This window comes from Modestobacter italicus (assembly GCF_000306785.1).
In the GTDB taxonomy this organism is placed as follows: domain Bacteria; phylum Actinomycetota; class Actinomycetes; order Mycobacteriales; family Geodermatophilaceae; genus Modestobacter; species Modestobacter italicus.
The window spans coordinates 1,492,937-1,513,468 of sequence record NC_017955.1 but is presented as its reverse complement, the minus strand read 5'-3'; the positions used below and the strand labels follow the sequence as shown (position 1 = coordinate 1,513,468).

The window sequence follows — 20,532 nt, the reverse complement described above, 5'->3', positions numbered from 1 at the left end:
CGCCGATCAGTCAGGCAGTTGCCGGAGTTCCACGATGGTGAGCCCGAGAGCCTGGAAGCGGTCCAGCAGACCGTGCAGGTGAGCGCTGTCCCGGACCGAGCCGAACATCGCCGTTCCCCCCGTGGGGCTCGGCCGGGTGGTCAGCTCAGGAAACGCGTCGCACACCATCTCCGACACACGGCCGGGCAGCAAGAACTCGTAGCGCATGCCGGTGGCCCGCTCACCGGAGGCGCGAATCACTCCTGCCATCAGTGCATCCCCACCGTCGGTTCTCTTGTCGGCCCGGTGCCGTCCCCGCGGGCCGTGTGCTCAAGGCTTGTCGAGCTCCGTCGTCGGAGGATCACCCGGCGCGGATGACCAGACGCCCTGCTCACCTCAGCGGGGCACGGCTGGCCGCATCGCCGCCAGCACTCAGTCGATCCCCTGCCTGGGCACCTCGTGGACCGAGAGCGCCTCGGCCGGCGCCTTCCGCACGGATGGGCCGACCGACGGCCGTGCATCGTCCGTGGCCGTGACGTCCGGCGGGTCGTCGGGGGCGTTGCTGGTGACCAGGTGTGCCAGCCAGCGGGTGTTCGGATCGATGTCCACCAGAAGCGCCTTGGCCAGCAGCGTCAGGGGGATGGCGAGGATGGCGCCCACCGGCCCGATCACGGCCGTCCAGAACACCAGGGAGAGAAAGGTCAGGGGAAGTGAGAGGTTCACCGCGTCGCCGACGAACTTCGGCTGGATCACCGACTGGATGACGAAGTTGACTCCGCTGTAGACGACGATCACGACCAGCATCAGCCGTGGTCCGCCCTCGAGCAGGGCAAGCAGGGCCGGCGGCGCCAGGCCGATGATGAAGCCGATGTTGGGGATGTAGTTGGTGACGTAGGAGAGCAGGCCCCACAGCAGCGGCAGCGGGACGCCCAGGAGCCACAGCGCCGCCGTGTCGATCACGGCCACGACGAGACCGAACACGGTGCTGACGTTGAGGTAGCTGCGCGTGCCCTCCGCGAAGCTGACGAGGGCTGTGACGATCGCCGGGCGGGTGGTGGAGACCGCGCGTAACCGGCCCGGGAAGCCGGCCGCGTCGACGCCCATGAAGAGCAACAAGAACAGCAGGAACAGCACGCTGGACAGTGCCCCCGCCAGGCCTGCGACCAGCTTCTCGAGAAGGGACGCGAGCGCGCCGAGGTCGATCCGGTCGAGCGCGGTGGCGATCTGCTCCTCTCCGATCCCCCACCGGGACAGCGTGGAGTTCAGCTGGCCGAGCAGTTCCGCGAAGCGGTCCGCATAGGTCGGCAGCAGCGTGGCCAGCCGGGTCACGGCGAGGGCCAGCGACAGAGCGAGCGCCAGGACGAAGCCGATGACCGCCAACGTGGTGACGGTGACCGCCAGCCACCTGGGCCAACCCCGCCGCTGCAGCCGCCTGAGGGTCGGGTGCACGGAGATGGTGAGCACGAGTGCCAAGAAGACCGGCCCCAGCAGGTCGGCGAAGGCCCTGATGCCGGCGATCGTCACGACGGCTCCTGCGCTGCCGAGCAGTACCACGACGCCGCGCGGCAGCCCCGGTGCGAACGCAGTCGGCCGCGCTTTGGACGCCACGCCGTGCAGCCTGCGTCCGCTCGAGCGAGGTGTGCGTCATCCACAACGGATGAGAGAAGCGGCGGCACGAGCGACTGTCCGGGGCCCCCGCAGCAGGCAATCCGACCGCGTCGGTGTTCCGCGCCATCCGGCGGTGTCCACCGGTGGACCGGACTCGTCAGCGTCGCCTCATCCGGCTCCGTCGCCCCGTCCGTGCTCGATCCACTGTTGCGAGTCCTGGTAGGCGCGGCGTACGGCCTCTCCCAGCCACTCCCAGCCCCGGTAGACCCCGTGCGTGCCGAGCTGCGCTGCCAGTCCGACGTCCTCGAGCTGGCGGACCGCCCGGTCGCTGCTCACGACGAGCACGAGGCGCGAGCCGACGGCACTCAACTCCCCCGCGTAGCCACGCAGGACGTCGATGATGGACAGCGCGAACTGATCGACACCGCGGAACCGGAGCACGACGACCGCGGGCGCACTGCTGTCGTCCACTCGCGGGAGCTGGGCGCGGAACACCGGCGCGCTCGCGAAGAAGAGGCTGCCGTACGGCTGCAGCACGGTCACCGTCCCCGCGGGCAGGGTGCGAGGGGCGTCGCACTCGCGCATCCGGCCATCCGGTGACGGCACGAGCCGCCGGACGGTCAGCCGGTTCGACTGCTGGGCGACGAACGCCACGATGGCCAGGCCCACGCCGACGAGCACCGCGTACTGCAGCGGAACGAGCAAGGTCAGCACCAGCGTGACGCCCATCAGCGCAGCCTGCACAGGCCCGGTCCGCCACACCGACAGCACCGCCGCCGGTTTGATCGTCCCGACGGCGACCACGATGAGCAGCGCCGCCAAGGCGGGCATGGCGACCAGGCCGACGACGTCGGCGAACAGCAGCACGGTCACCGCCATCACCCCCGCGGCCACCACCAGCGCCAGCCGACTGTGGGCACCACTGGCGACCAGCAGCGCCGACGCCGACATCGACCCGCCGACGGGCATGCCCTGGAACAGACCGGCAGCGAGGTTCCCGGCGCCCTGACCGACGAAGTCCCGGTTCGGATCGCCCCGGGCCCCATCAGGATTCGGGATGCCTGCAGAGATCGCAGCGCCTTGCACGAGCCCGACGAAGGCCAGTGACACGGCCGCCAAGGAGAGCGACGCAGTGTCGCTGAGGTCCGGCAGGACCGGGCCGGGGAGCGAGTTCGGGATGTCGGCGAGGTCGGACACGAGCGGGACGTCGTGCCCCCAGCGGTCGAGACCCGCGGCCAGCAAGGAGCCCAGCACGATGGCGACGACGAGCCCCAGGGAGCGCAACGGTGTCCGTTGCAGCAGCACGATCGCCGCCGTCGTCACCACGCCCACCGTCAGCACCCAGACGTCGACCCCCCACGGGTGCAGCACCAGGTCGAGGGCGCGCAGGACCCGGTTGCCGGCATCGGACTCGAAGCCGGTGAAGTTGGCCAGCTGGCCCAGCAGGATGTTGAGCCCGACAGCGGTGACGAACCCGGTCATGACCGCCGTGGGGACGAAGCGCAGCAGCGTGCCGGCCCGCAGGACGCCGGCCAGGATCATCACGAAGCCGGTGAGCACGGCCAGGGTGAACAGCGCCCTGGCCGGATCCTGGTAGGACGCGAGGTCGACGTCCGCGACGACGAGTGCCATGGCCCCCGTTGCCTGCACGGCCATGAACGTCGTGCCGGTCAGGAAGGCCGCGCCGACCATCCCGTACAGGTACCCGTAGAGGCCGGCCAACGGGTTGACGCCGGCGAGCAGTCCGCTGGCCAACCCGTCCGGCACGCTCTCCACGCCCAGGACCATCCCGGATACGGCGTCCTTGCCCAGGCCGCGACGGTCCACCCGCAGTCCCCGCGTTCGTAGACCGGCGCCGTGGCGCCGCAGTCGAGAGAGGCGGCTCGGCCCTCGCCCGGGGGGACGGTCAGGCTCTGCCATGACCGCCGACGTCCGGTGCTCGCCGGGCGCGCGGCAGCTCCGCCCCTGCCCAGGTCACGCGGCGAACACCGTGCGCAGGGCGTCCACCTGATCTGTCGACAGATTGGTGCGCAGCAGCGGCGGGTGCTGCTCCGCAGAGGCATCGTGGGCCTCGTCCTGCCCGGCGTCAGAGGCCATGACGACGAGCGCAGAGCTACCGGGAGTGACCTGCTGCCGGACGTCCTGGATGACGTCGTCGTCGATGCCCACGTCGGTCAGCGCGCCGCCGACCGTCCCCGTAGCCGCGCCGAGGGCGGCCCCGAGCAGGGGCACGACGAGGATCAGCCCGAACGGCGTCCCCCAGGACATGCCCCCCAGCGCCCCGGCTCCGGTGAGGTCCCGGAGCTGACGGGTCTTCGGCTTCTCCCCACCCGGGTCCCATGAGACCGTCGCCGCGTCGCAGACCTCGTCCAGCTCCTGTCCAGCACGGTGCTGCAGGGTGGGGATGGCGTCCTCCGCAGCAGCGGGTGAGTCGAACTCCCAGACCATGAGAGTGCCCGTGGCGTCCTCCTGCGATGTCGGGACCGGTCGAACATGGGCCTGCACGTCGGACCCTGGGCGATACGCCGCCCTCACGTCGTTCCGATCCGTCGAAGCCTGACTGCGCACCGCTCCCTTGCCGTCACTCGCGGCGGGTGAGCGTCAGGGCGGACGGCATCTGCTCACCGGCAGACCGGGCCGGCTGCGCAGACGACGTCGCGGACGCGCGCTCGAGCGTGCGCCGGAGCGATGGCGGCCCGGCGGCGCGTTCACCCGCTGCGGGGGAAGCCCTCCGTGAGCTCCATCAGTCGGCAGGTGCGGGCAGGTCCTGTGTTCCACCGACCACGAGAGAGAGGCGCACAGGGACGCCGGCCAGGCCTGCCTCCGACAGTTCCGCGCGAAGCGAATCGGGGTCCGGCGTCGGCGCAGGACCGACGGCGGCGATCTGCAGGCGACCCTGTACGTACGCGACGCCCGCCACGTCCCATCCCTCGGCTGCTGCCCACCGTTCGGCGACGGGACGGGCCGCGATGGTCATGCGCTGCTCGGTGATGACGTGGTAGCTGCCCACGCCCAGAGGGATCGCGACGAGCACCACGAGCCCAGCGACGACCACGAGCGTGCGGGCGCTCAACCGTCCGACGTCCCGGCCTGCGTCAAGCGCGACCGCGCGAACCCGGCAGGCCAGCAGCAGCCCGGTCGCCGTCGCGATGATCGCCGTGACGTTGGTGCCGAAGAGCAGGAGGGCGCCCAGCGACTGGCCGGGCTCGCCGGATTCCAGCGTCAGCCCGACGACCGCGAGAGGTGGCACGAGCGAGATGGCGATCGCCACGCCAGGCAAGGCGTCCGAGACATCCGACCGCACGAGAGCGAAGGCGCCCACGCCGCCGGTGGCCAGCGCGCTGATGAGGTCGATGAGCTTGGGGCTGACCCTGCCGGCCACCTGGTCGTTGGTCTCTGCGACGACCGGACCGTCGACGGCGAGCCCGAGGAGACATCCGACCGCCACCACGGCGAGCGCACCGGCGAGCACGAACCCCACGCTGGTCATCAACTGGCGACGATCCGACAGCACGACGGCAAGCGCCGTCCCGAGGATCGGCGTCATCAGCGGCGCGACGATCATCGCGCCGATGACCGTCGCCACCGAATCGGCGACGACCCCAGCCGCCGCGATCACCGCGGCGAGCAGCAGGAGCACCCAGAACGCCGACCTCGCCCTGGCCTCGCGCAGGAAGAGCCGTTCGGTCATCCGGTCGATGTCGGCGCCGACGACCCGCGGCGCGGAGACCGGCGGCACAGCAGACACGGGCGGCCCAGTCCCGGCCGTGTCGCCGGTCGGCTCATCGGTCACGGCCCCAGCCTGCCGTCGGCGGGCGGGAGGCGCCGCGTCCGTTGCGGGTGACTCCGCGGCACCGCAGCCGCGACCGGCTCGGCGCTCTACGGGCCGACGTCGTGCGGTGATCCGTCGGGCCTCCCCCCGTCCCCGCCGAGGTGGTGCTGCTGCACCGCCGTGTCGATGTCGGGGGAGATGGCGATGGTGGCGCCGACGCTGTCGGCAGCGCGGCGGAGCACGTCGCGGATCTGGCCGACGGGGTGAGCGACCGCCAGGGTGACGTGCACACGGGCGAGGTCGTGGGCGAGTTGGGTGAGCATCTCGGTGCCGCTCACATCGATGAAGGGTGCGGTCTGGGCGTCGAGGACGGCGACGCGCGTGCTCGCGGTGCACATGTCGCGGACTGTGTCGCGGATGTGGTCGGCGTTGGCGAAGAACAGGCCGGCCTCCACCCGTACGACCAGCACTGCGGGATCGGTCGCCAGGTGGGGGTGGCGGTCCAGGTCCAGCCACGCACCGCGATCGGAGCCGCGGGCCAGCCGGGCGATGTGTGGTCGGGAGGACCGGTAGAGCAGCAGGACCAGGGACACGGCGATGCCGAGGAACAGCCCCGGCAGGGTGTCGAAGACGAGCACACCCAGCAATGCGGCAACAGCGGCGAGGAAGTCGGCGCGGGCCGCCCAGCCGTAGATGCCGCCCAGGTGCGGGGTCCACACCCGGTAGAGGCGGCGCAGCGCCGGGATGTCGACCAGTTCGACCACCGCCGCGATGACGACCGCAGCCAGGGTCGCCTCGGGCAGTTGCTCGAACAACCCGGTCAGGAAGAGCAGCGTGACCACTGTCAGGGCAGCCACGGTCAGGCCCGACAGCTGGCTCTTGGCACCGGCGCCCCCGTTGACCGCGGTCTTGGACAGGCTGCCGTTGACCACCATGCCCGAGGCGAGGCCGGCGCCGAGGTTGGCCGCGCCCAGGCCGAGCAGCTCCCGGTTCGGGTCGACGTCGTAGCCGGCTCTGGCGGCATAGGTCTTCGCCGCTGCGAGGCCCTCTGCATATCCGACGAGCAGCACGCCGACGGCGGAGCCGACCAGGGTCAGGTAGTCGGTCGCCCCGGCGTCGGGCAGGCCGAGGCTCGGCAGGCCCGAGTCGATGTGACCCACGATGGCCACGCCACGGTCGTCGAGGTCGAGCAGAGCGACGGCGGCGATGCCCAGCAGCACCACGACCAGCGAGCCGGGGACCAGCGGCAGCCAGCGGCGCAGCAGGAGCACCAGCAGCAGGCTGACCGCGCCCACGACAGCCGTCGGGACGACGGTGTCACCGAGGTGGACGATCACCGAGCCCAGCTGCCGGAAGAAGTCGCCTTCCCCCTTCGGTACGCCGAACAGTTTCGGCAGCTGCCCGACCACGATGGTCAGCGCCAGCCCGACGATGAAGCCCTTGAGGACCGGCTCGGAGATGAACGACGCGAGGAAGCCCATCCGGGCCAGGCCGGCGCCGATGCCCATCAGGCCGGTGACCACCGCCAGCACGGCGGTCAGCGCGATGTACCGGTCGCTGCCGCCGTCGGCCAGGTCACCGACGATCCCCGCCGACAGCGCCGCTGTCGCCGACATCGACGCCACGACCAGGTGCCGGGAGGACCCGAGCAGCGCGTACAGCAGCAGCGCCGGCACCGCGGCGTACAGCCCGACGACCGGCGGGACCCCGGCGATGGTCGCGTAGGCCAGCGACTCGGGCACCAGCACCGCCCACACCGTCAGGCCCGCCACCAGATCAGCGCGGAGCCAGCCGATCCGGTAGCCCCGTAGCGAAGCGAAGACCAGCGGGTTGCGCCGTCGGGCGGGGCCGGAGGACGGAACCGCCTCGATGCGGTCGTGCGAGTTCACAGCAGGCCGCCCAGTCCCGTGCCGATCAGGATGACGTCGATGATCGGTATCGGGGAGATCGCCACCCCGACCGCCAGAGGCAGCACCTCACCGACGACGTCACCCATGTCCCACCCACTGACGGTCGCGACCCGGGCCCCGGGAGGTGTCGCCGGGGTCCGATCTCACGGCAGGACGATCGCGAACCCGGGGTCGGGTGCCTCCAGCACGCCGGTCAGCCGGTCGAGGGTGTCGGCGGCGCCGTCGACGGCCAGATCCCCGGCCTCGGTGAGGTCGCCGGGAGCAGCTCCACCGAGGAGCGCCAGCAGAGCCGCGCGGGTGGTCCTGACTCTGGCGTCGGCCGCGTCACGCGCGGGTCCAGGGCCGTGGACGAGGACGCCGTTGGCCAGGGTGCTGCGGTAGTGGTCGCCGGTGTCGGTGAACTCCCAGTCGATGCTCAGCCGCTCGTCCCACGCGCGTGGCCCGTCCACCCGGATGGCGACGCTGTCGAACAGCTGGGGCAGGGTCAGAGCGGCCATGACGTCGGCGGAAGCCGTCTCGGTCGGCGTGACTGCACTCGCCCCGCGGAGCTCGGTGGCGCCGGTGAGGAAGAAGTTGCGCCAGGTGCCGTTCTCGGCACCGAACCCGAGCTGCTCGAGCGCAGCAGCCTCCAGCTCCCGGGCCTCGGTGTGGGCGGGATCGGCGAACACGAGATGGCTGGTGACCTCCGCAGCCCAGCGGAAGTCACCGGCGTCGTAGGCCTGGTGCGCGTTGGCCAGCAGCCGCTCCGGTCCGCCGGCCAGCTCCACGTAGCGCCGCCCGGCCGCCTCGGGAGGATGCGGCCACAGGTGCGCGGGGTTTCCGTCGAACCAGCCCATGTACCGCTGGTAGATGGCCTTCACGTTGTGGCTGATCGAGCCGTAGTAGCCGCGGGCGTTCCATGCCCTCTCCAGCGCCGGGGGGAGCTCCAGCGTCTCGGCGATCTCGGCGCCGGTGAGTCCGCGGTTGATCAGTCGCAGCGTCTGATCGTGCTGGTAGGCGTACAGGTCGCGCTGCACCGAGAGCAACTCGACGACTCGGTCCCGCCCCCACGTCGGCCAGTGGTGGGAGGCGAACTCGACTTCGGTGCGGTCACCGAACAGGTCGATGGCCTCGGTCAGGTAGCCGGCCCAGATCCGGGGATCACGGACGACTGCGCCGCGCAGGGTGAGCAGGTTGTGCAGCGTGTGCGTGGCGTTCTCGGCCATGCACAGCGCCCCGGTGTCGGGGAACAGAAAGTTCATCTCCGCAGGAGCCTCGGTCCCCGGCGTGACCTGGAAGACCAGCCGAACGCCGTCGAGCACCTCCTCCTGCCCGGTGTGGGTCACCTCACGCGTCGGAGGGATCAGGGTGACGGTGCCCGTTGAGGTCGTCATGCCCAGGCCGGCACCCAGCTGGCCCTCCATCCCGACCGGAAGGGCTGCGCCGTACATGTAGCCGGCGCGCCGGGCCATCGCCGTCCCCGCGTAGACGTTCTCGTCCACGGCGTGCTCCAGGAAGCCCTCGGGCGCGAGGATTGGGACCCGCCCGCTGGCAACGTCGTCCTCAGAGACCACGCCACGTACCCCGCCGAAGTGGTCGACGTGGCAGTGCGTGTAGATCACCGCGGTGACCGGCCGGTCCCCGCGTACGGATCGGTAGAGGGCCAGCGCAGCGGCCGCACACTCGCTGGAGATGAGCGGGTCGATGACGATCACGCCGTCCTGTCCTTCGACCAACGTCATGTTCGAGAGGTCCAGGCCGCGCACCTGGTAGGTGCCCGGAACGACTTCGTAGAGACCCTGCAACGCCACCAACTGGGCCTGCCGCCAGAGGCTGGGGTTCGCCGACGGCGGCCGCGGCCCGTTCAGCACTGGCTGCCATGCGTCGGCGTCCCAGACGACCCGCCCGTCGGCGGCGTGCACCTGGCCCGGGACGAGCGCGGTGACGAACCCGCGGCGGGCGTCGGCGAGGTCGGTCGGGTCGTCGAAGCGCAGCGCGGACTCGGTTGCCGCTGCGGCAGCGGTGATCGAGTCGGCCACGGGGCGCGGCTTGGTGTCCGTCATCGTTCCTCGCTTCCGGTCGGGGGACGTGGGCGGCGGTTCGGCGCCGGCCTGAGTCGCGGTGCTGAGGACGTTGACGACTCTCGGCACCATCGACGTCATCCGGTCGGGGTGAACGGCGTAGGTAGGGCACCCCGCGGGCTCGTGCACCGGTCGCCGAGCTCGACGAGCTGCTGCCCTTTCTCGCCCTCGCGTCACCGACTCGAACTCGACGATGTTCCTCAGGCAGTACCGGCTACCGGAGCCCCCGCTACGGCATCCGCGGTCGACCCGGTCATCCGCTGGGGGTGATGCCCGCCTGACGGCCGCGACCTGAGGCTCGGTTCCCAGCCGAGCGGAGGGCGAACATCGTGACGGAGAAGACCACCGGCCGGGGTGCACAGGCCGCTGGTGGAACGCAGAGGCTTCGCGCCCTCATAGGGGCGACGGCCCAGCGATGACCGGGGTCGGGGTGCTCGCCGTCGGGCTGCTGCTGTGCTTCGCCGGGCTGGCGTCCATCCACCTGGCGGTACTGGCGTCTGGGTTCGCGTTGGGCTGGCTGCTGGCCGAGTCGCTCGGCGGATCGCTCGGCGTGATCAGCATCGTCGCCCTGTGCGCGGCCGTGGTGGCGTGGGTGCTGGCGACCCTGGTGTTCCGGGCGGCGCTGCTGGTGGTCGGCGGCGTTGCCGGCGGGGTGATCGGCGCAAAGCTGTTCGGCCTGCTCGAGGGCGACGACGGGAACGTGCTGCTCGCTGTGCTCTTCACCCTCGCCGTCGCCGTGCTGGCCGGGCTCGCCGCCCAGCACCTGCACGACACCGCGCTCGTGTGGATCTGCGCCTTCGGTGGTGCCGGGCTGGCGCTCAGCGGTGCCGCACGGGCATGGCCTGACGGCCTGGAGTTCCTGCGCACCCCGGACACCACCGCGGAGACCGTGATCGCTGCGGCCGCGTGGCTCGCCCTCGGGGCCGTCGGGTGGTCGGTCCAGCGCCGGTGGGCGAGCCGCCGCGACCAGAGCCGCAGCGCGTGAGGGGGAAGCCATGACCCGTCGGCAGCTGAGCGTGTGCGCACTGGCAGTCGCGGCGGCGGTGAGCGCCGGCTGCTCCGACTCCACTCCCGACTCCGCGGCTCAGTCGTCCGCCGCCTCCACATCAGCAGCCACGAGCTCGGCCACTGCGGGGTCCTCGGCCGCGAGTGCCTCCCCCGTGTGCGCGGCAGTCGACAAGCTGCGGACGTCCGTGGACGAGCTGACGCAGGTCCAGGTGACGCAGGACGGCCTGAGCGCCCTCCGAACCGAGTTGTCCGCCGTTGGCACGGCCGTTGGTCAGCTGGTCGACGCGGGGGGCGACCAGATCCAGCCGGAGGTCGAGGGACTGCAGACCGACCTCACCGCGATCGGCGATGCCCTCGACACCGCCACGGCGGATCCCTCGGTCGCCGCGCTGCGGACCGTCGGCTCGACCATCACCACCCTCGTCGACGACGTCGGCGGTCTGCCCGAGGAACTGGACGGCTCATGCTGAGACTTGCCGTCACTGGCCCCGGGCGATGATGCGCAGCCGATGTCCGACGTTCGAGCGGTCGGCACGTCACCACGGTCCATGCCAGGACGCAGTCCTGGGAGCTCCGCCTGCAGGACCGTACGTGTCTGCGACGCAGCCCGGAGCGAGCTGGATGATCGCGAGCCGGCGGGACCGGTCGGAACGTGACCTTGGCCGATGGAGCTGAGGCACCGATCGGAAGTGGCGACGTCCGCCTCCTGGCGGGATGACGCTCTGTGTGTCGAGATCGGCCCGTCGGCCTTCTTCCCGGACAAGGGTCAGTCGTCCCGGACGGCGAAGAGGGTGTGCGCCGCGTGCACCGTGCAGCGCCAGTGCCTGGAGTTCGCGCTCACCCATGAGGAACGGTTCGGCGTCTGGGGTGGGCTCTCTGAACGAGAACGCCGCCGCGCCGTCCCCGGCAGGTGAGGCCCGCCTACGGCCGCTGCCTCAACGGCCCCGAGCAACCCAGCGGCGACCCGGCCTGCCGACGCCCCGTGACGGCCTTCAACGTCCAGCGCACGCCCCCGCCATCGCCCGGACAACGGACGAGATCACGACCGACACACCTCTTGCATCTGCGGTAATAGACGGGCTCCGTCACCGAGGCGGGGTGCTCGCGGGCGTCACCGGCGAGGCTCGACCTTTTGCTGCCCGCCGTGTTCTGTCGTGGCCTTCGTAGTGAGTGCCCGCCGGTGACGTTCGCCGAGGTCCGGGCGGCTGACGCTTGATAGGAGCATGGGCTCACGGCGGCCCGCAGATGCATGCGCTGCGCCCGGGCACCGGCGGTTCGCCAGCTCGCTGGACCGGGATGGAGACGCATGCTCGCCGGGATCGACACCCACAAAGACACCCTCGCCGTCGCGGTCATCGATGACACCGGCCGCCCGGCGGTGGTCACTGAGCTGGCCAACACCGAGGCCGGCTTCGACGCTCTGGAACTGCTGCTGGAGGAGCACACGGTGACCCGGGTGGGCATCGAGGGCTCGGGCAACTACGGCCGCGGTGCCGCGGTCCGCCTCGTGCTCACCGGCGGGCTGGAGGTGGTGGAAGTACCACCGAGCCTGACCAGCCGGGAACGCTCGGGCCGGCCCGGGCAGGGCAAAACCGACCCGGTCGATGCGGTCGCCATCGCCCGGATCACCGCCCGCGAGGCCGGGCTGCCGGCGGTCCGGTTGGCCATCGGCGTGGCCGCGGACCTGCGGGCGCTGGCGGACTACCGCGCCCAGCTGGTGGCCGAGCGCACCGCGCTGGCCAACCGCACCCACTCCGAGCTGCACGGCCTGCTGCCCGGCTACCAGGCCACCATCCCCCGGCTGACCGCCCCGACGTTCCTCACCGCCGCGCAAGACCTGCTCGACGGCGACACCAGCGTGCGGGCGCAGCTGACCCGCCGCCGGCTGATCCGCCTGGCCCAGCTCACCGCCGAGATCCGGGACCTCACCGGGCTGATCACCACCGCGATCGCCGAGGTCGAGACCGGGCTGACCGACCTCTACGGCGTCGGCCCGGTGGGCGCGGCCACCATCCTCGGCGAGGTCGCCGACATCCGCCGCTACCGCTCCCGGCACGCCTTCGCCGCCGCCAACGGCACCGCCCCCATCCCGGCCTCCTCCGGGCGCACCACCCGGCACCGGCTCAACCGCTCAGGCAACCGAACCTTGAACCGGGTGCTCTACACGATCGCGATCACCCAGATCCGCGCCGACACCGAGGGCCGGGCCTACTACCTGCGCAAACGCGCCGAAGGGAAGACCAGCCGGGAAGCCCTGCGCTGCCTCAAACGACGACTCTCCGACGTCGTCTACAAGACCCTGCAGGACGACCTCGCGGCTCACCCGCTACCGGAGCTGGCCGGCGCCGCCGCACCGGGACGGTGAGTGCGGCAGCGGCAAACGGGACGCGTCTCTACGGCCGAAGCCAGCTGCGCGACAGGCTTGCAGTCCCGAACCTGATCTTCGCTACGGCCAGTCCACCGCACCCACCGCCGAACCGGACGCTACGCCCGACCAGCGTTGACACATAGGAGCTCACTGATGGGATGGGGCTACCGCGGTCGGTCTCTCCGGGGGCAGGCTGCGGGCCAAGGACACCGGGATCGCGGCGGTCTGACTCCCACATTTGCTGACGCCCTCGGGCTGTCTGGAAGGTGACCCGTCGGCTGCTCCGGCCCCGGTGTCTGCGGCACGACCGGTCGGGCGGGGTGACTTCAGAGGAGCTTGTGCGACCAGGCCCACTCAGTGTCCTGTCCGCCGTCCCGGCCGTGCGTGCCGCACCTCTCATCCGCCCTGCAGCAGAAGAGGAACGGCGATGTCCAGGTTGGCAGAACGCCACGTCCGCGACCACCTCGAGCGCCCCGAATGGCCCCCCGGTGCGGTGATCGGCGGAGTCGACACCCACAAGCACATCCACGTCGCCGCGGTCTGTGACCCCCTCGGCCGGGTCCTGGCCAGCGACACCTTCCCCACCACCACCGCCGGGTTCAAGGCGCTGCTGCGGTTCCTTCGCGCCCACGGGCAGCTTGCCGCCGTCGGCATCGAGGGCACCGGCTGCTGGGGCGGTGGCCTGGCCCGCTGGCTGGCCACCCGCGACGTGCACGTCGTCGAGGTCGACCGGCCCAACCGCCAAGCCCGCCGCCGACGCGGCAAGTCCGACACCATCGACGCCGAGGAAGCCGCCCGCGCCGTCGTGGCCGGCCGGGCCCGCACGGTGCCCAAGACCGGCACCGGACCGGTGGAGATGGCCCGCCAACTCCGGGTGGCCCGCCGCTCGGCGATCAAACAGCGCACCCAGGCCCTGCTGCAGCTCCAGGCCCTGGCCGACACTGCTCCCGACGACCTGCGCGACACCGTCAAGAAGCTGCGCTACGCCCAGCTGATCGCCACCGCCGCCCGCTTCCGCCCCGGCGAGCTCACCACCCCCAGCGCGGCCGCCAAGTACGCCATGAGCGCCCTGGCACGCCGCATCCAGCACCTCGACGCCGAGATCGAGGGCCTGGACGCCCACCTCAAGACGATCCTGACCGCCGCCCACCCCGCGCTGCTGGCCGCCCACGGAGTCGGCCCCGACACCGCCGGCGCCCTCCTGGTCGCCGCCGGGGACAACCCCGAACGACTGGTCACCGAACAGGCCTTCGCCGCCCTCTGCGGCGCCTCCCCCGTGCAGGCCTCCTCCGGCAACACCCACCGCCACCGACTCAACCGCGGCGGTGACCGCCAGGCCAACAGCGCCCTCTGGCGCATCGTCCTGGTCCGGATGAAGACCCACCCACCGACCCGGGACTACGTCACCCGCCGCACTGCCGAAGGCATGGCGAAACGCGACATCATGCGCTGCCTCAAGCGCTACGTCGCCCGCGAGATCTACCACCACATCAACCCGACGCCACCCGCAGTCGCTCACCTGCGACTGGTCTCGCCGATACCGGTGACCACCGGAGAAGCCGCCCTCAGCACCGCTTGACACAAGAGGAGCGTCACCCGGCGAGGTCGAATTCGTGGTGACGGGTTGATGCACGTGCGTGCGGACCCTGACGTGCATGGGCAGCAGAGGGAGTGACAGCTACCGAGCCCGTCAGCGGGAGCGCGAGCGCCGACGTCGTCAGGAGCCACAACGCGCCGATGCCCGGCAAGAAGGAACAGCGGCCCCCGAGCCGGCGACGACGACACCCCGCGACGGTGCGCGGCGGGCAGCCGCCGCGGCGTGCGGCTGGTGCAACGGCCCCATCACGCCGCGGACGCGCGGTCCGATCCCGAAATGGTGCTCAGCGACCTGCCGAAAGCGGGCGTGGGAGCAGACGCGCGCCGCCCAGTCCGGGCGAGCAGCCATCGAGATCGTCGAGCGGGCAGTCGTCGTGACCGTCCCGGCCCCCGCCGTCCGGACACCTCGTCACGCTGGATGGGGTGACACCCTGCGCGAGCTCAGCCGGCAGCTGGACCGTGGCGCCGTGTACGACCGCGACCTCCCGGTGGTGGCCGGCGCACTCCGCGAGGTCCTTGCGTCGTTCGAGCGCCGCTCCCGGCGGGGGTGACACTCCTCGGGACCTCGCCACAGTCGGGGCGACACCGGGGTGACAGAGCCTGAGCCGCCTGCTCCCGAGCGCGACCAGCGGTCGCGAACGCCCTCCGGGAGACCTCATGGTCGAAGCTTTGGAGTGCGCACGAGGCCGCGGCGCATCGCGTCCTGAAGGACCGGCCCGTGCGTCGTCATTCGAGCAGCCTCATCCGCTTGCCGGATGTAGGCGGGCACGTCGCCGAGCACCGGGATGACAGCCTCGGCCACGAAGTCGCTGCCGACGATCTGACAACGGATGGAAGCCCGGAAGATGTCGCCGCCGAGCCGCCTTCGCTCGGGGGCGTCCGCGTGAGGGCCCGCGTCCATCGCCGCCTGAACAGCCGTCAGCAGCTCGGTGTAGCTGTCCTGGCGGCGGTCGAGCAGCCACTGCTGGTGGGCCCATCGACGGGACTGCCAGCCGGTGAGCAAGGCGATGGTGCCGCCGATGATCGCCCCGAGGACGACGCCTCCAACTCCGATGACGGCCGGCCAGACGCTCATGCCGGGAGGTCCGGCTCAGGCTGCAGACGCTCCGCGCGTACCGGATCGCCGGCGTCCCACCGAGCCTCGAGCATCCTGCCGACCACCTCGCGACTGTCTCCGGGGAACGGCGTGAGGACGGTGGTCGATTTCCGCGAAGCGACGGTCCCCATCGAGCTGCCGATGATGTAGACGTCGTCGTTCTCAGCCTTGAGGTAGCGGTCGTGGGCATCCCCGGTGACTCGCACCTCCAGGTGGCGCTCGGCTGGCTGCAGATACCCGAGCAGGGCACGGATGCCGGCCATGTCCTTCTGACTGATCTTGTCGCTGATCAACAGCCGCTGGAGTGTGGTGTCCTCCGCGACGTGCAGTAGCTGCTCCCGGCGGATGTAGGGGTCGATGAGCAGCCCGGCTCCGGCCGCAGCCAGCTCGGACATCAGGGCTGCGTAGGCGAGTGGGTTCTTGGCATCCAGGACCACAGTCGTCGCCCCAGCGACGTCGGCCGTCTTGGCGTCGGCGTCCCGGAGCAGTGCCGTGCCCAGCGGCTGCGTGAACAGCTCACCGGAGTAGCCGGTGACCCACCGGAGGCGCAAGAGCTGGTCGGTGACCAGCCCACGGCTGAACCCGTACATAGCAGCCGACACGCTCAGGCCGACGTAGTTGTAGAGCCCCGGCGGGATCGCAGGCTCACGCAGCCAAGTCTCGACCTCGTCGGCGCTCGGACCGTAGCCCTGCCCGTTGCATGCCTTGATGAAGGCCAGGGCGCGGTGCTGGTCCTCGGTCAGGATGTCCACAGGTGGAGTCTGCCCGGCGCCGGGAGCCGGCCTTCCGCAGCTACCTCCCGGCTGAGCACGCCCAGTCTGCTGAGAATGCTCGCGCTGTGGGACTGGAGCCTCGAGCCCTATCCGAAGCTGTCCTGGCGCGTGCGCTGGTATCGCATTCCCCGAGCGCGCTGAGGTAAGTCACCGACCCCATGACCTGACAACGGCGTTGTGCCGTTGCAGCTCGCTGGCGCGGCTTGCAGGCACGGCGGCGTTGATCGACGTCCAGGTATCAGTCGCCCACTTGGCCGCTCCGATGATGGTCCAGCGACCAGATAACTGTGACCTCTACGCTCGTCACTGAGGTGCAAGAACGCAGGTCAGCACAGCGTTCAGGCCAGAACAGCTTCTAAGCACTTGGTCGCAGGTTCGATCCCTGCCGGGCGCGCACACCGGCCCGTCAGGGCAGCTGGTCGATCCAGGTGAGCACGTCGTCGGCGATGACCTCCCACCCCGGCTCGCGGACCAGGTAGTGGGCGTGGCCGTCGTAGATGCGCGACCTGCCGCCCAGTCGGCGTCCGATCGCCCGGGCCACCCGTGGCGGCGTCAGCGCGTCGTCGGAGCCGCCGATCGACAGGACCGGGCACCGGACGTCCCGCCTCCGGACGTGCACGCCGAGGACGCCGATCTCCAGGCCCTGTCGCCCGGGGCCCGGCGCCATGCGCGCGTAGGTCGCCGCCTGCTCGTCCGGTGGGAGGCGGTTCAGGTCCATCCGCCGCATCGCCGGCCCGGACGGCAGCAGCGGCCGGTGCCGCAGCATCTGTGCCAGGTACGGGAGCATCACCCGCGTGGTCGTGGCGCTGAGCGTGCCGCGCGGCGGGAGGCCGGCGAGGACGACGCAGCCCGCGACATCGGCCACGCTCGCCGCCTTCGCGGCCAGCAGACCGCCCACGCTGTGGCCGACGAGCACCGGCCGGTCGAGGGTGTCCACCACCGCGAGGACGTCCCGGAGGTGCTGGGCGAACGGCACCGTCCCGATCGTCCGGGTGGTGCCCGAGCCGTGATAGCCGGTGAGGTCCAGCGCGAGGCCGTCGTGACCACGGTCGGCGAACCGGGGGAGGTACCTCTCCCACACCCACGCGCCACCCCACCAGCCGTGCACGAACAGCACTGCCCGGCCGGACCCGTCAGACGGCTCCCGTACCCCGGTGAGGTCGCCCCAGCGCATCTGCACGGGCGACAGTGTCCTCCCGGGCACCCGCTGACGGGTGCTGATCCGCGGGCGGGCCAGGTCTATCGCTCGGGCGCCGCCGGTGCCTCGAAGAGCAGGTCGGCCGCGCGGGCGAGGACCTCGGCGCGGGTGCGGTCGCCGTGCCCGGCGGCGAGGAAGTGCTCGCCGATCGCCAGGCAGAAGGCGAGCAGGCTGCGCGCCTCGACCTCGTCGGGGTCGGTGCAGGACGCGCCGATCAGCTCGCGCAGCAGCCCCATCCGCCGGTCGTCGACCCGCCGCAGCCGCTCGGCGACCGCCGGGTCGCGTCGCGCCCACGCCCGCACGGCGAGGTCGATCGGCAGCAGCCGTTCACCGGAGAAGGTCAGCGCGCCGGCCCGGCGGATCCTGGCCGCGGCGTCCCCGCCGGCCCGCTCGACCCGCTCGAGCACCTCGTCGGTGCTCTCCCGCTCCCAGGTGTCGAGCATCGCCTCGAGCAGCGCGTCCCGGTCGGCGAACGCCCCGTAGAACCCGCCCTTGGTGACGCCGAGGGCCTTGGCCAGCACCTCGACCCGGACGGCGTCCGGACCCCCGGCCGCCAGGGCGAGGAGCCCCTGCTCGACCCACTGCTCGCGGGAGGTCCGGATCGGGGGCACCAGCGGTCACCTCATCTGTATACGGCACCGTACAAAGGCGCTAGCCTTCTTGCATACGGCACCGTACATGGAGCAGGAGGCAGGACCATGACCCGCATCCCCACGCCGCACGGTCAGGTGACCCGGGACGTCCCCGACGCCGTCCGCGCGCTGAGCTCGCTGACCCGCATCGACTACGCCGACCGGTTCACGCTGAGCACTGAGGTGCTCGCCACCCCCGAGCAGTGGGCCCGGGCGATGTTCGGCGACGTCCCCAGCGCGGCCGAGCAGCTCATCTGGCGCGGTGTCCTCGGCCTCCGGCTCAGCCACGGGCGGTCACCGGCCACGGTCGGCGGCTGGCGGATCGGCGGGGGCGGCAGCGACTGGATCCGGCTGGAGACCGCGTCCCGGTCACTCACCGCCGACATGCTGATGCAGACCGGCGGCGGAGCGGTGGCGTGGACGACCTGCCTGCGGTTCGACCGGCTGCCCGGCCGCGCCGTCTGGGCACCCGCGTCCGCCGTGCACCGGCGGCTCGTGCCCGGGGTGCTCCGCGCCGCCGCCGCCCGGCTCGCCGCCAGGCCGAGCGGGGGCCCGGGCCTAGCTGCCGTCGCGCCGCTCGGCCGACCGGCGGTGGACCAGCCACGCCGCGGCGACCGCCAGCAGGCAGGCGGCCACGACCGCCGACCAGGCCCAGGTCGTCAGGAACCCCTCCAGGCCGGCGAACGGCCCCTGCCACTCCTGCACGGCTCCCCCGATCTGTCCACGGACTGAGCCCTCCCATCGGCGCGGGGACCGGCCCGCCGGAGAGCCCGGGGCACCGCGGTCATCCGTAAGGGGCGGAGCAGCCGTGCAGCGACGTCGCAGCGTGCGCACAGGTCGCTCATCGCCCACGGGTCTTCCCTGGGGTCGTGAGCGAGACAGAGCAGGCCCCGGTCCCCCCGACGCACCGCCGGCGCACCCGCACGGTGGCGATCAGCACCCTCGGCGCGCTGGGCATCGCCGCCGGTGGCTTCTACGGCGTGCACGCGGCGAGCGGCGGCACCACGACCGCCGTCCGGTCGCTCGCCGCCCCGGCGACCGACCCGACCGTCGTCCTCGGCGGCCGCGGTGGGTACGGCTGGGACCCCCGGACGCTCGGGGGCGGCACGTCGACGCCCGGGACGACGGGCAGCGCGGCGGACTCCGTCGCGGCGGCCGGTCAGGCGACCGCGGCCCAGCTGGTCGGCGTCGTCGACATCACCACGGTGCTCGGCTACGAGGGCGGCGAGGCGGCCGGCACGGGCATGGTGCTCACCGCCGACGGCGAGGTGCTGACCAACAACCACGTGGTCGAGGGCGCCACCAGCATCACCGTCACGGTGCTGAGCACCGGCCAGAGCTACCCCGCGACCGTCGTCGGCACCGACCCGACCGACGACGTCGCCGTCCTGCAGCTCGCCGGCGCCTCCGGGCTGGACGCCGTGGCCGTCGACGACGACGGGGTCGCCGTCGGGGATGCGGTGACCGCGGTCGGCAACGCCGGGGACGAGGCCGGCACGGCGGCCGCCGCCGGCACGGTCACCGCGCTGGACCAGTCGATCACCGCCACCGACGAGAGCGGGCAGGACGCCGAGCAGCTCACCGGGCTGATCGGGATCGCGGCCGACGTGGAGGCCGGCGACTCCGGCGGCCCGCTGTACGACGCCGAGGGCGAGGTGGCCGGCATGGACACCGCCGCCTCGAGCACCGGCGGCCAGGCGTACGCCATCCCGATCGCGACGGCGCTGTCCATCGCCGACCAGATCACCAGCGGCGTCGACGACGCCACCGTGCACCAGGGGTACCCGGCGTTCCTGGGCATCTCGGTGCAGGCCACCGGGGCCGGCGGCGCGACGGTCGCCGGGGTCGTCGACGGCGGGCCGGCCGACCAGGCGGGCCTGGCGGCCGGCTCCGTCGTCACCGCGATCGACGGGGTGCCGATCACCTCGGCCGACGACGTGAGCAGCGTGCTGGCCGGCCACGCCCCCGGCGACCCGGTGAGCGTCACCTGGACCGACGGCTCCGGCCAGCCCCGGACGGCGACCGTCACCCTGGCCACCGGCCCGGCCGACTGAGCAGCAGCCCGGCCGCGCGGGAACGTAACCGGGCCGACCCCGGGCCGAGACCGGACGACGTCAGGGTGCGGGCATGAGCACCATCGACGGCGTCCTGGACCACGTGGGCACCGAGGAACCCGACATCGACGCCCGGGTGGCCTTCCTGGTCGGTGTGGTCGGCCACCGGGTGCTCCGCTGGGGCAGCCACGTGGTCACCGGCCGCCGGATCGTCATGCTCGCCGACCCGGCCGGCACGAAGCTCGAGCTGATGGAGGTCGACGAGCGGCGCGGCGAGCTCGACCACGTCGCCTACCGGGTGGCCGACGTGGACCGGGCGCACTCGGCACTGCTGGCGGCCGGCTGCACCGAGCTGCGGCCGCCCTTCGACCTCGCCGCCGCCAGGGCGCGCAGCTCGCTGCTCCGGGAACCGGCCGGGCACCGGCTGCAGCTCATCGCCTACGCCCCCGACTCCCCCGACCTGACCTGAGGAGCCCGG

At 72.1% G+C, this 20,532-nt stretch carries 19 protein-coding genes; 8 read left to right on the top strand and 11 right to left on the bottom strand.

The annotated features are described in order from the left end of the window. Window positions 1–6 precede the first annotated feature (6 nt). The 7 genes from MODMU_RS07365 to MODMU_RS07335 all read right to left on the bottom strand — a co-directional run bounded on the left by MODMU_RS07365 (window position 7) and on the right by MODMU_RS07335 (window position 9,311). Window positions 7–207, bottom strand: a complete 201-nt coding sequence (locus MODMU_RS07365; RefSeq protein WP_041795047.1) for a hypothetical protein — start codon at window positions 205–207, stop codon at window positions 7–9. Window positions 208–411: 204 nt separating this feature from the next. Beyond that, window positions 412–1,503 carry an AI-2E family transporter gene (locus MODMU_RS07360; protein WP_197537396.1) on the bottom strand — a complete coding sequence of 364 codons (1,092 nt, stop codon included), beginning with the start codon at window positions 1,501–1,503 and terminating at the stop codon, window positions 412–414. Between the two features lie 252 nt (window positions 1,504–1,755). After that, a complete protein-coding gene (locus tag MODMU_RS07355; protein WP_014739574.1) occupies window positions 1,756–3,414 on the bottom strand; it encodes a SulP family inorganic anion transporter in 1,659 nt (552 codons plus the stop codon). 147 nt (window positions 3,415–3,561) lie between these two features. Next, complete coding sequence (locus tag MODMU_RS07350; RefSeq protein WP_014739573.1) at window positions 3,562–4,035, bottom strand: DUF1269 domain-containing protein; 474 nt, start codon at window positions 4,033–4,035, stop codon at window positions 3,562–3,564. A gap of 295 nt (window positions 4,036–4,330) precedes the next feature. Then, a complete protein-coding gene (locus MODMU_RS07345) occupies window positions 4,331–5,380 on the bottom strand; it encodes a DUF389 domain-containing protein (RefSeq protein WP_014739572.1) in 1,050 nt (349 codons plus the stop codon). An 86-nt stretch (window positions 5,381–5,466) separates the two neighbouring features. Beyond that, window positions 5,467–7,248, bottom strand: a complete 1,782-nt coding sequence (locus tag MODMU_RS07340) for a SulP family inorganic anion transporter (protein ID WP_014739571.1) — start codon at window positions 7,246–7,248, stop codon at window positions 5,467–5,469. A 164-nt stretch (window positions 7,249–7,412) separates the two neighbouring features. Beyond that, window positions 7,413–9,311, bottom strand: coding sequence for an alkyl/aryl-sulfatase (locus MODMU_RS07335; RefSeq protein WP_014739570.1), 1,899 nt, complete (start codon window positions 9,309–9,311; stop codon window positions 7,413–7,415). A gap of 433 nt (window positions 9,312–9,744) precedes the next feature. Here MODMU_RS07335 and MODMU_RS07330 point away from each other — a divergent pair, with 433 nt between their 5' ends. The 5 genes from MODMU_RS07330 (at window position 9,745) to MODMU_RS07310 (ending at window position 14,284) form a co-directional block, all read left to right on the top strand. Next, the gene (locus tag MODMU_RS07330) at window positions 9,745–10,314 is read left to right on the top strand and encodes a hypothetical protein (RefSeq protein ID WP_014739569.1); all 570 of its coding nucleotides are present in this window, start codon (window positions 9,745–9,747) and stop codon (window positions 10,312–10,314) included. A gap of 208 nt (window positions 10,315–10,522) precedes the next feature. After that, the gene (locus MODMU_RS07325; protein ID WP_014739567.1) at window positions 10,523–10,807 is read left to right on the top strand and encodes a hypothetical protein; all 285 of its coding nucleotides are present in this window, start codon (window positions 10,523–10,525) and stop codon (window positions 10,805–10,807) included. Between the two features lie 195 nt (window positions 10,808–11,002). Further along, window positions 11,003–11,251 (top strand): WhiB family transcriptional regulator, encoded by a 249-nt coding sequence (locus MODMU_RS07320; protein ID WP_014739566.1) that lies wholly within the window; start codon window positions 11,003–11,005, stop codon window positions 11,249–11,251. 392 nt (window positions 11,252–11,643) lie between these two features. Beyond that, window positions 11,644–12,702 (top strand): IS110 family RNA-guided transposase, encoded by a 1,059-nt coding sequence (locus tag MODMU_RS07315; protein WP_014738412.1) that lies wholly within the window; start codon window positions 11,644–11,646, stop codon window positions 12,700–12,702. A gap of 430 nt (window positions 12,703–13,132) precedes the next feature. Beyond that, complete coding sequence (locus tag MODMU_RS07310) at window positions 13,133–14,284, top strand: IS110 family RNA-guided transposase (RefSeq protein WP_014739565.1); 1,152 nt, start codon at window positions 13,133–13,135, stop codon at window positions 14,282–14,284. Between the two features lie 672 nt (window positions 14,285–14,956). Here the strand turns inward: MODMU_RS07310 and MODMU_RS07305 are convergent. The 4 genes from MODMU_RS07305 to MODMU_RS07290 all read right to left on the bottom strand — a co-directional run bounded on the left by MODMU_RS07305 (window position 14,957) and on the right by MODMU_RS07290 (window position 17,979). Next, the gene (locus tag MODMU_RS07305; protein ID WP_014739564.1) at window positions 14,957–15,376 is read right to left on the bottom strand and encodes a hypothetical protein; all 420 of its coding nucleotides are present in this window, start codon (window positions 15,374–15,376) and stop codon (window positions 14,957–14,959) included. Further along, window positions 15,373–16,149, bottom strand: coding sequence for a hypothetical protein (locus MODMU_RS07300; RefSeq protein WP_014739563.1), 777 nt, complete (start codon window positions 16,147–16,149; stop codon window positions 15,373–15,375). The genes MODMU_RS07305 and MODMU_RS07300 overlap by 4 nt, the downstream gene beginning before the upstream one ends. A 427-nt stretch (window positions 16,150–16,576) precedes the next feature. Beyond that, window positions 16,577–17,344, bottom strand: a complete 768-nt coding sequence (locus MODMU_RS07295; protein WP_231851856.1) for an alpha/beta hydrolase — start codon at window positions 17,342–17,344, stop codon at window positions 16,577–16,579. A gap of 65 nt (window positions 17,345–17,409) precedes the next feature. After that, window positions 17,410–17,979 carry a TetR/AcrR family transcriptional regulator gene (locus tag MODMU_RS07290; protein WP_014739561.1) on the bottom strand — a complete coding sequence of 190 codons (570 nt, stop codon included), beginning with the start codon at window positions 17,977–17,979 and terminating at the stop codon, window positions 17,410–17,412. Between the two features lie 87 nt (window positions 17,980–18,066). Between MODMU_RS07290 and MODMU_RS07285 the strand changes: the two genes are divergently transcribed. The 3 genes from MODMU_RS07285 (at window position 18,067) to MODMU_RS07275 (ending at window position 20,523) form a co-directional block, all read left to right on the top strand. Beyond that, the gene (locus MODMU_RS07285) at window positions 18,067–18,732 is read left to right on the top strand and encodes a hypothetical protein (RefSeq protein WP_014739559.1); all 666 of its coding nucleotides are present in this window, start codon (window positions 18,067–18,069) and stop codon (window positions 18,730–18,732) included. A 137-nt stretch (window positions 18,733–18,869) separates the two neighbouring features. Then, complete coding sequence (locus MODMU_RS07280) at window positions 18,870–20,054, top strand: S1C family serine protease (RefSeq protein WP_051143942.1); 1,185 nt, start codon at window positions 18,870–18,872, stop codon at window positions 20,052–20,054. Window positions 20,055–20,127: 73 nt separating this feature from the next. Next, window positions 20,128–20,523, top strand: coding sequence for a VOC family protein (locus MODMU_RS07275; RefSeq protein ID WP_014739557.1), 396 nt, complete (start codon window positions 20,128–20,130; stop codon window positions 20,521–20,523). Window positions 20,524–20,532 lie beyond the last annotated feature (9 nt).

Excerpts from the sequence above, each read along its gene's own strand:
- MODMU_RS07365 (WP_041795047.1), bottom strand. The coding sequence starts at position 207 with ATGCGCTACGAGTTCTTGCTGCCCGGCCGTGTGTCGGAGATGGTGTGC.
- MODMU_RS07350 (WP_014739573.1), bottom strand. The coding sequence starts at position 4,035 with ATGGTCTGGGAGTTCGACTCACCCGCTGCTGCGGAGGACGCCATCCCC.
- MODMU_RS07335 (WP_014739570.1), bottom strand. The coding sequence starts at position 9,311 with ATGACGGACACCAAGCCGCGCCCCGTGGCCGACTCGATCACCGCTGCC.
- MODMU_RS07330 (WP_014739569.1), top strand. The coding sequence starts at position 9,745 with ATGACCGGGGTCGGGGTGCTCGCCGTCGGGCTGCTGCTGTGCTTCGCC.
- MODMU_RS07320 (WP_014739566.1), top strand. The coding sequence starts at position 11,003 with ATGGAGCTGAGGCACCGATCGGAAGTGGCGACGTCCGCCTCCTGGCGG.
- MODMU_RS07315 (WP_014738412.1), top strand. The coding sequence starts at position 11,644 with ATGCTCGCCGGGATCGACACCCACAAAGACACCCTCGCCGTCGCGGTC.
- MODMU_RS07310 (WP_014739565.1), top strand. The coding sequence starts at position 13,133 with ATGTCCAGGTTGGCAGAACGCCACGTCCGCGACCACCTCGAGCGCCCC.
- MODMU_RS07305 (WP_014739564.1), bottom strand. The coding sequence starts at position 15,376 with ATGAGCGTCTGGCCGGCCGTCATCGGAGTTGGAGGCGTCGTCCTCGGG.
- MODMU_RS07295 (WP_231851856.1), bottom strand. The coding sequence starts at position 17,344 with ATGCGCTGGGGCGACCTCACCGGGGTACGGGAGCCGTCTGACGGGTCC.
- MODMU_RS07285 (WP_014739559.1), top strand. The coding sequence starts at position 18,067 with ATGACCCGCATCCCCACGCCGCACGGTCAGGTGACCCGGGACGTCCCC.
- MODMU_RS07275 (WP_014739557.1), top strand. The coding sequence starts at position 20,128 with ATGAGCACCATCGACGGCGTCCTGGACCACGTGGGCACCGAGGAACCC.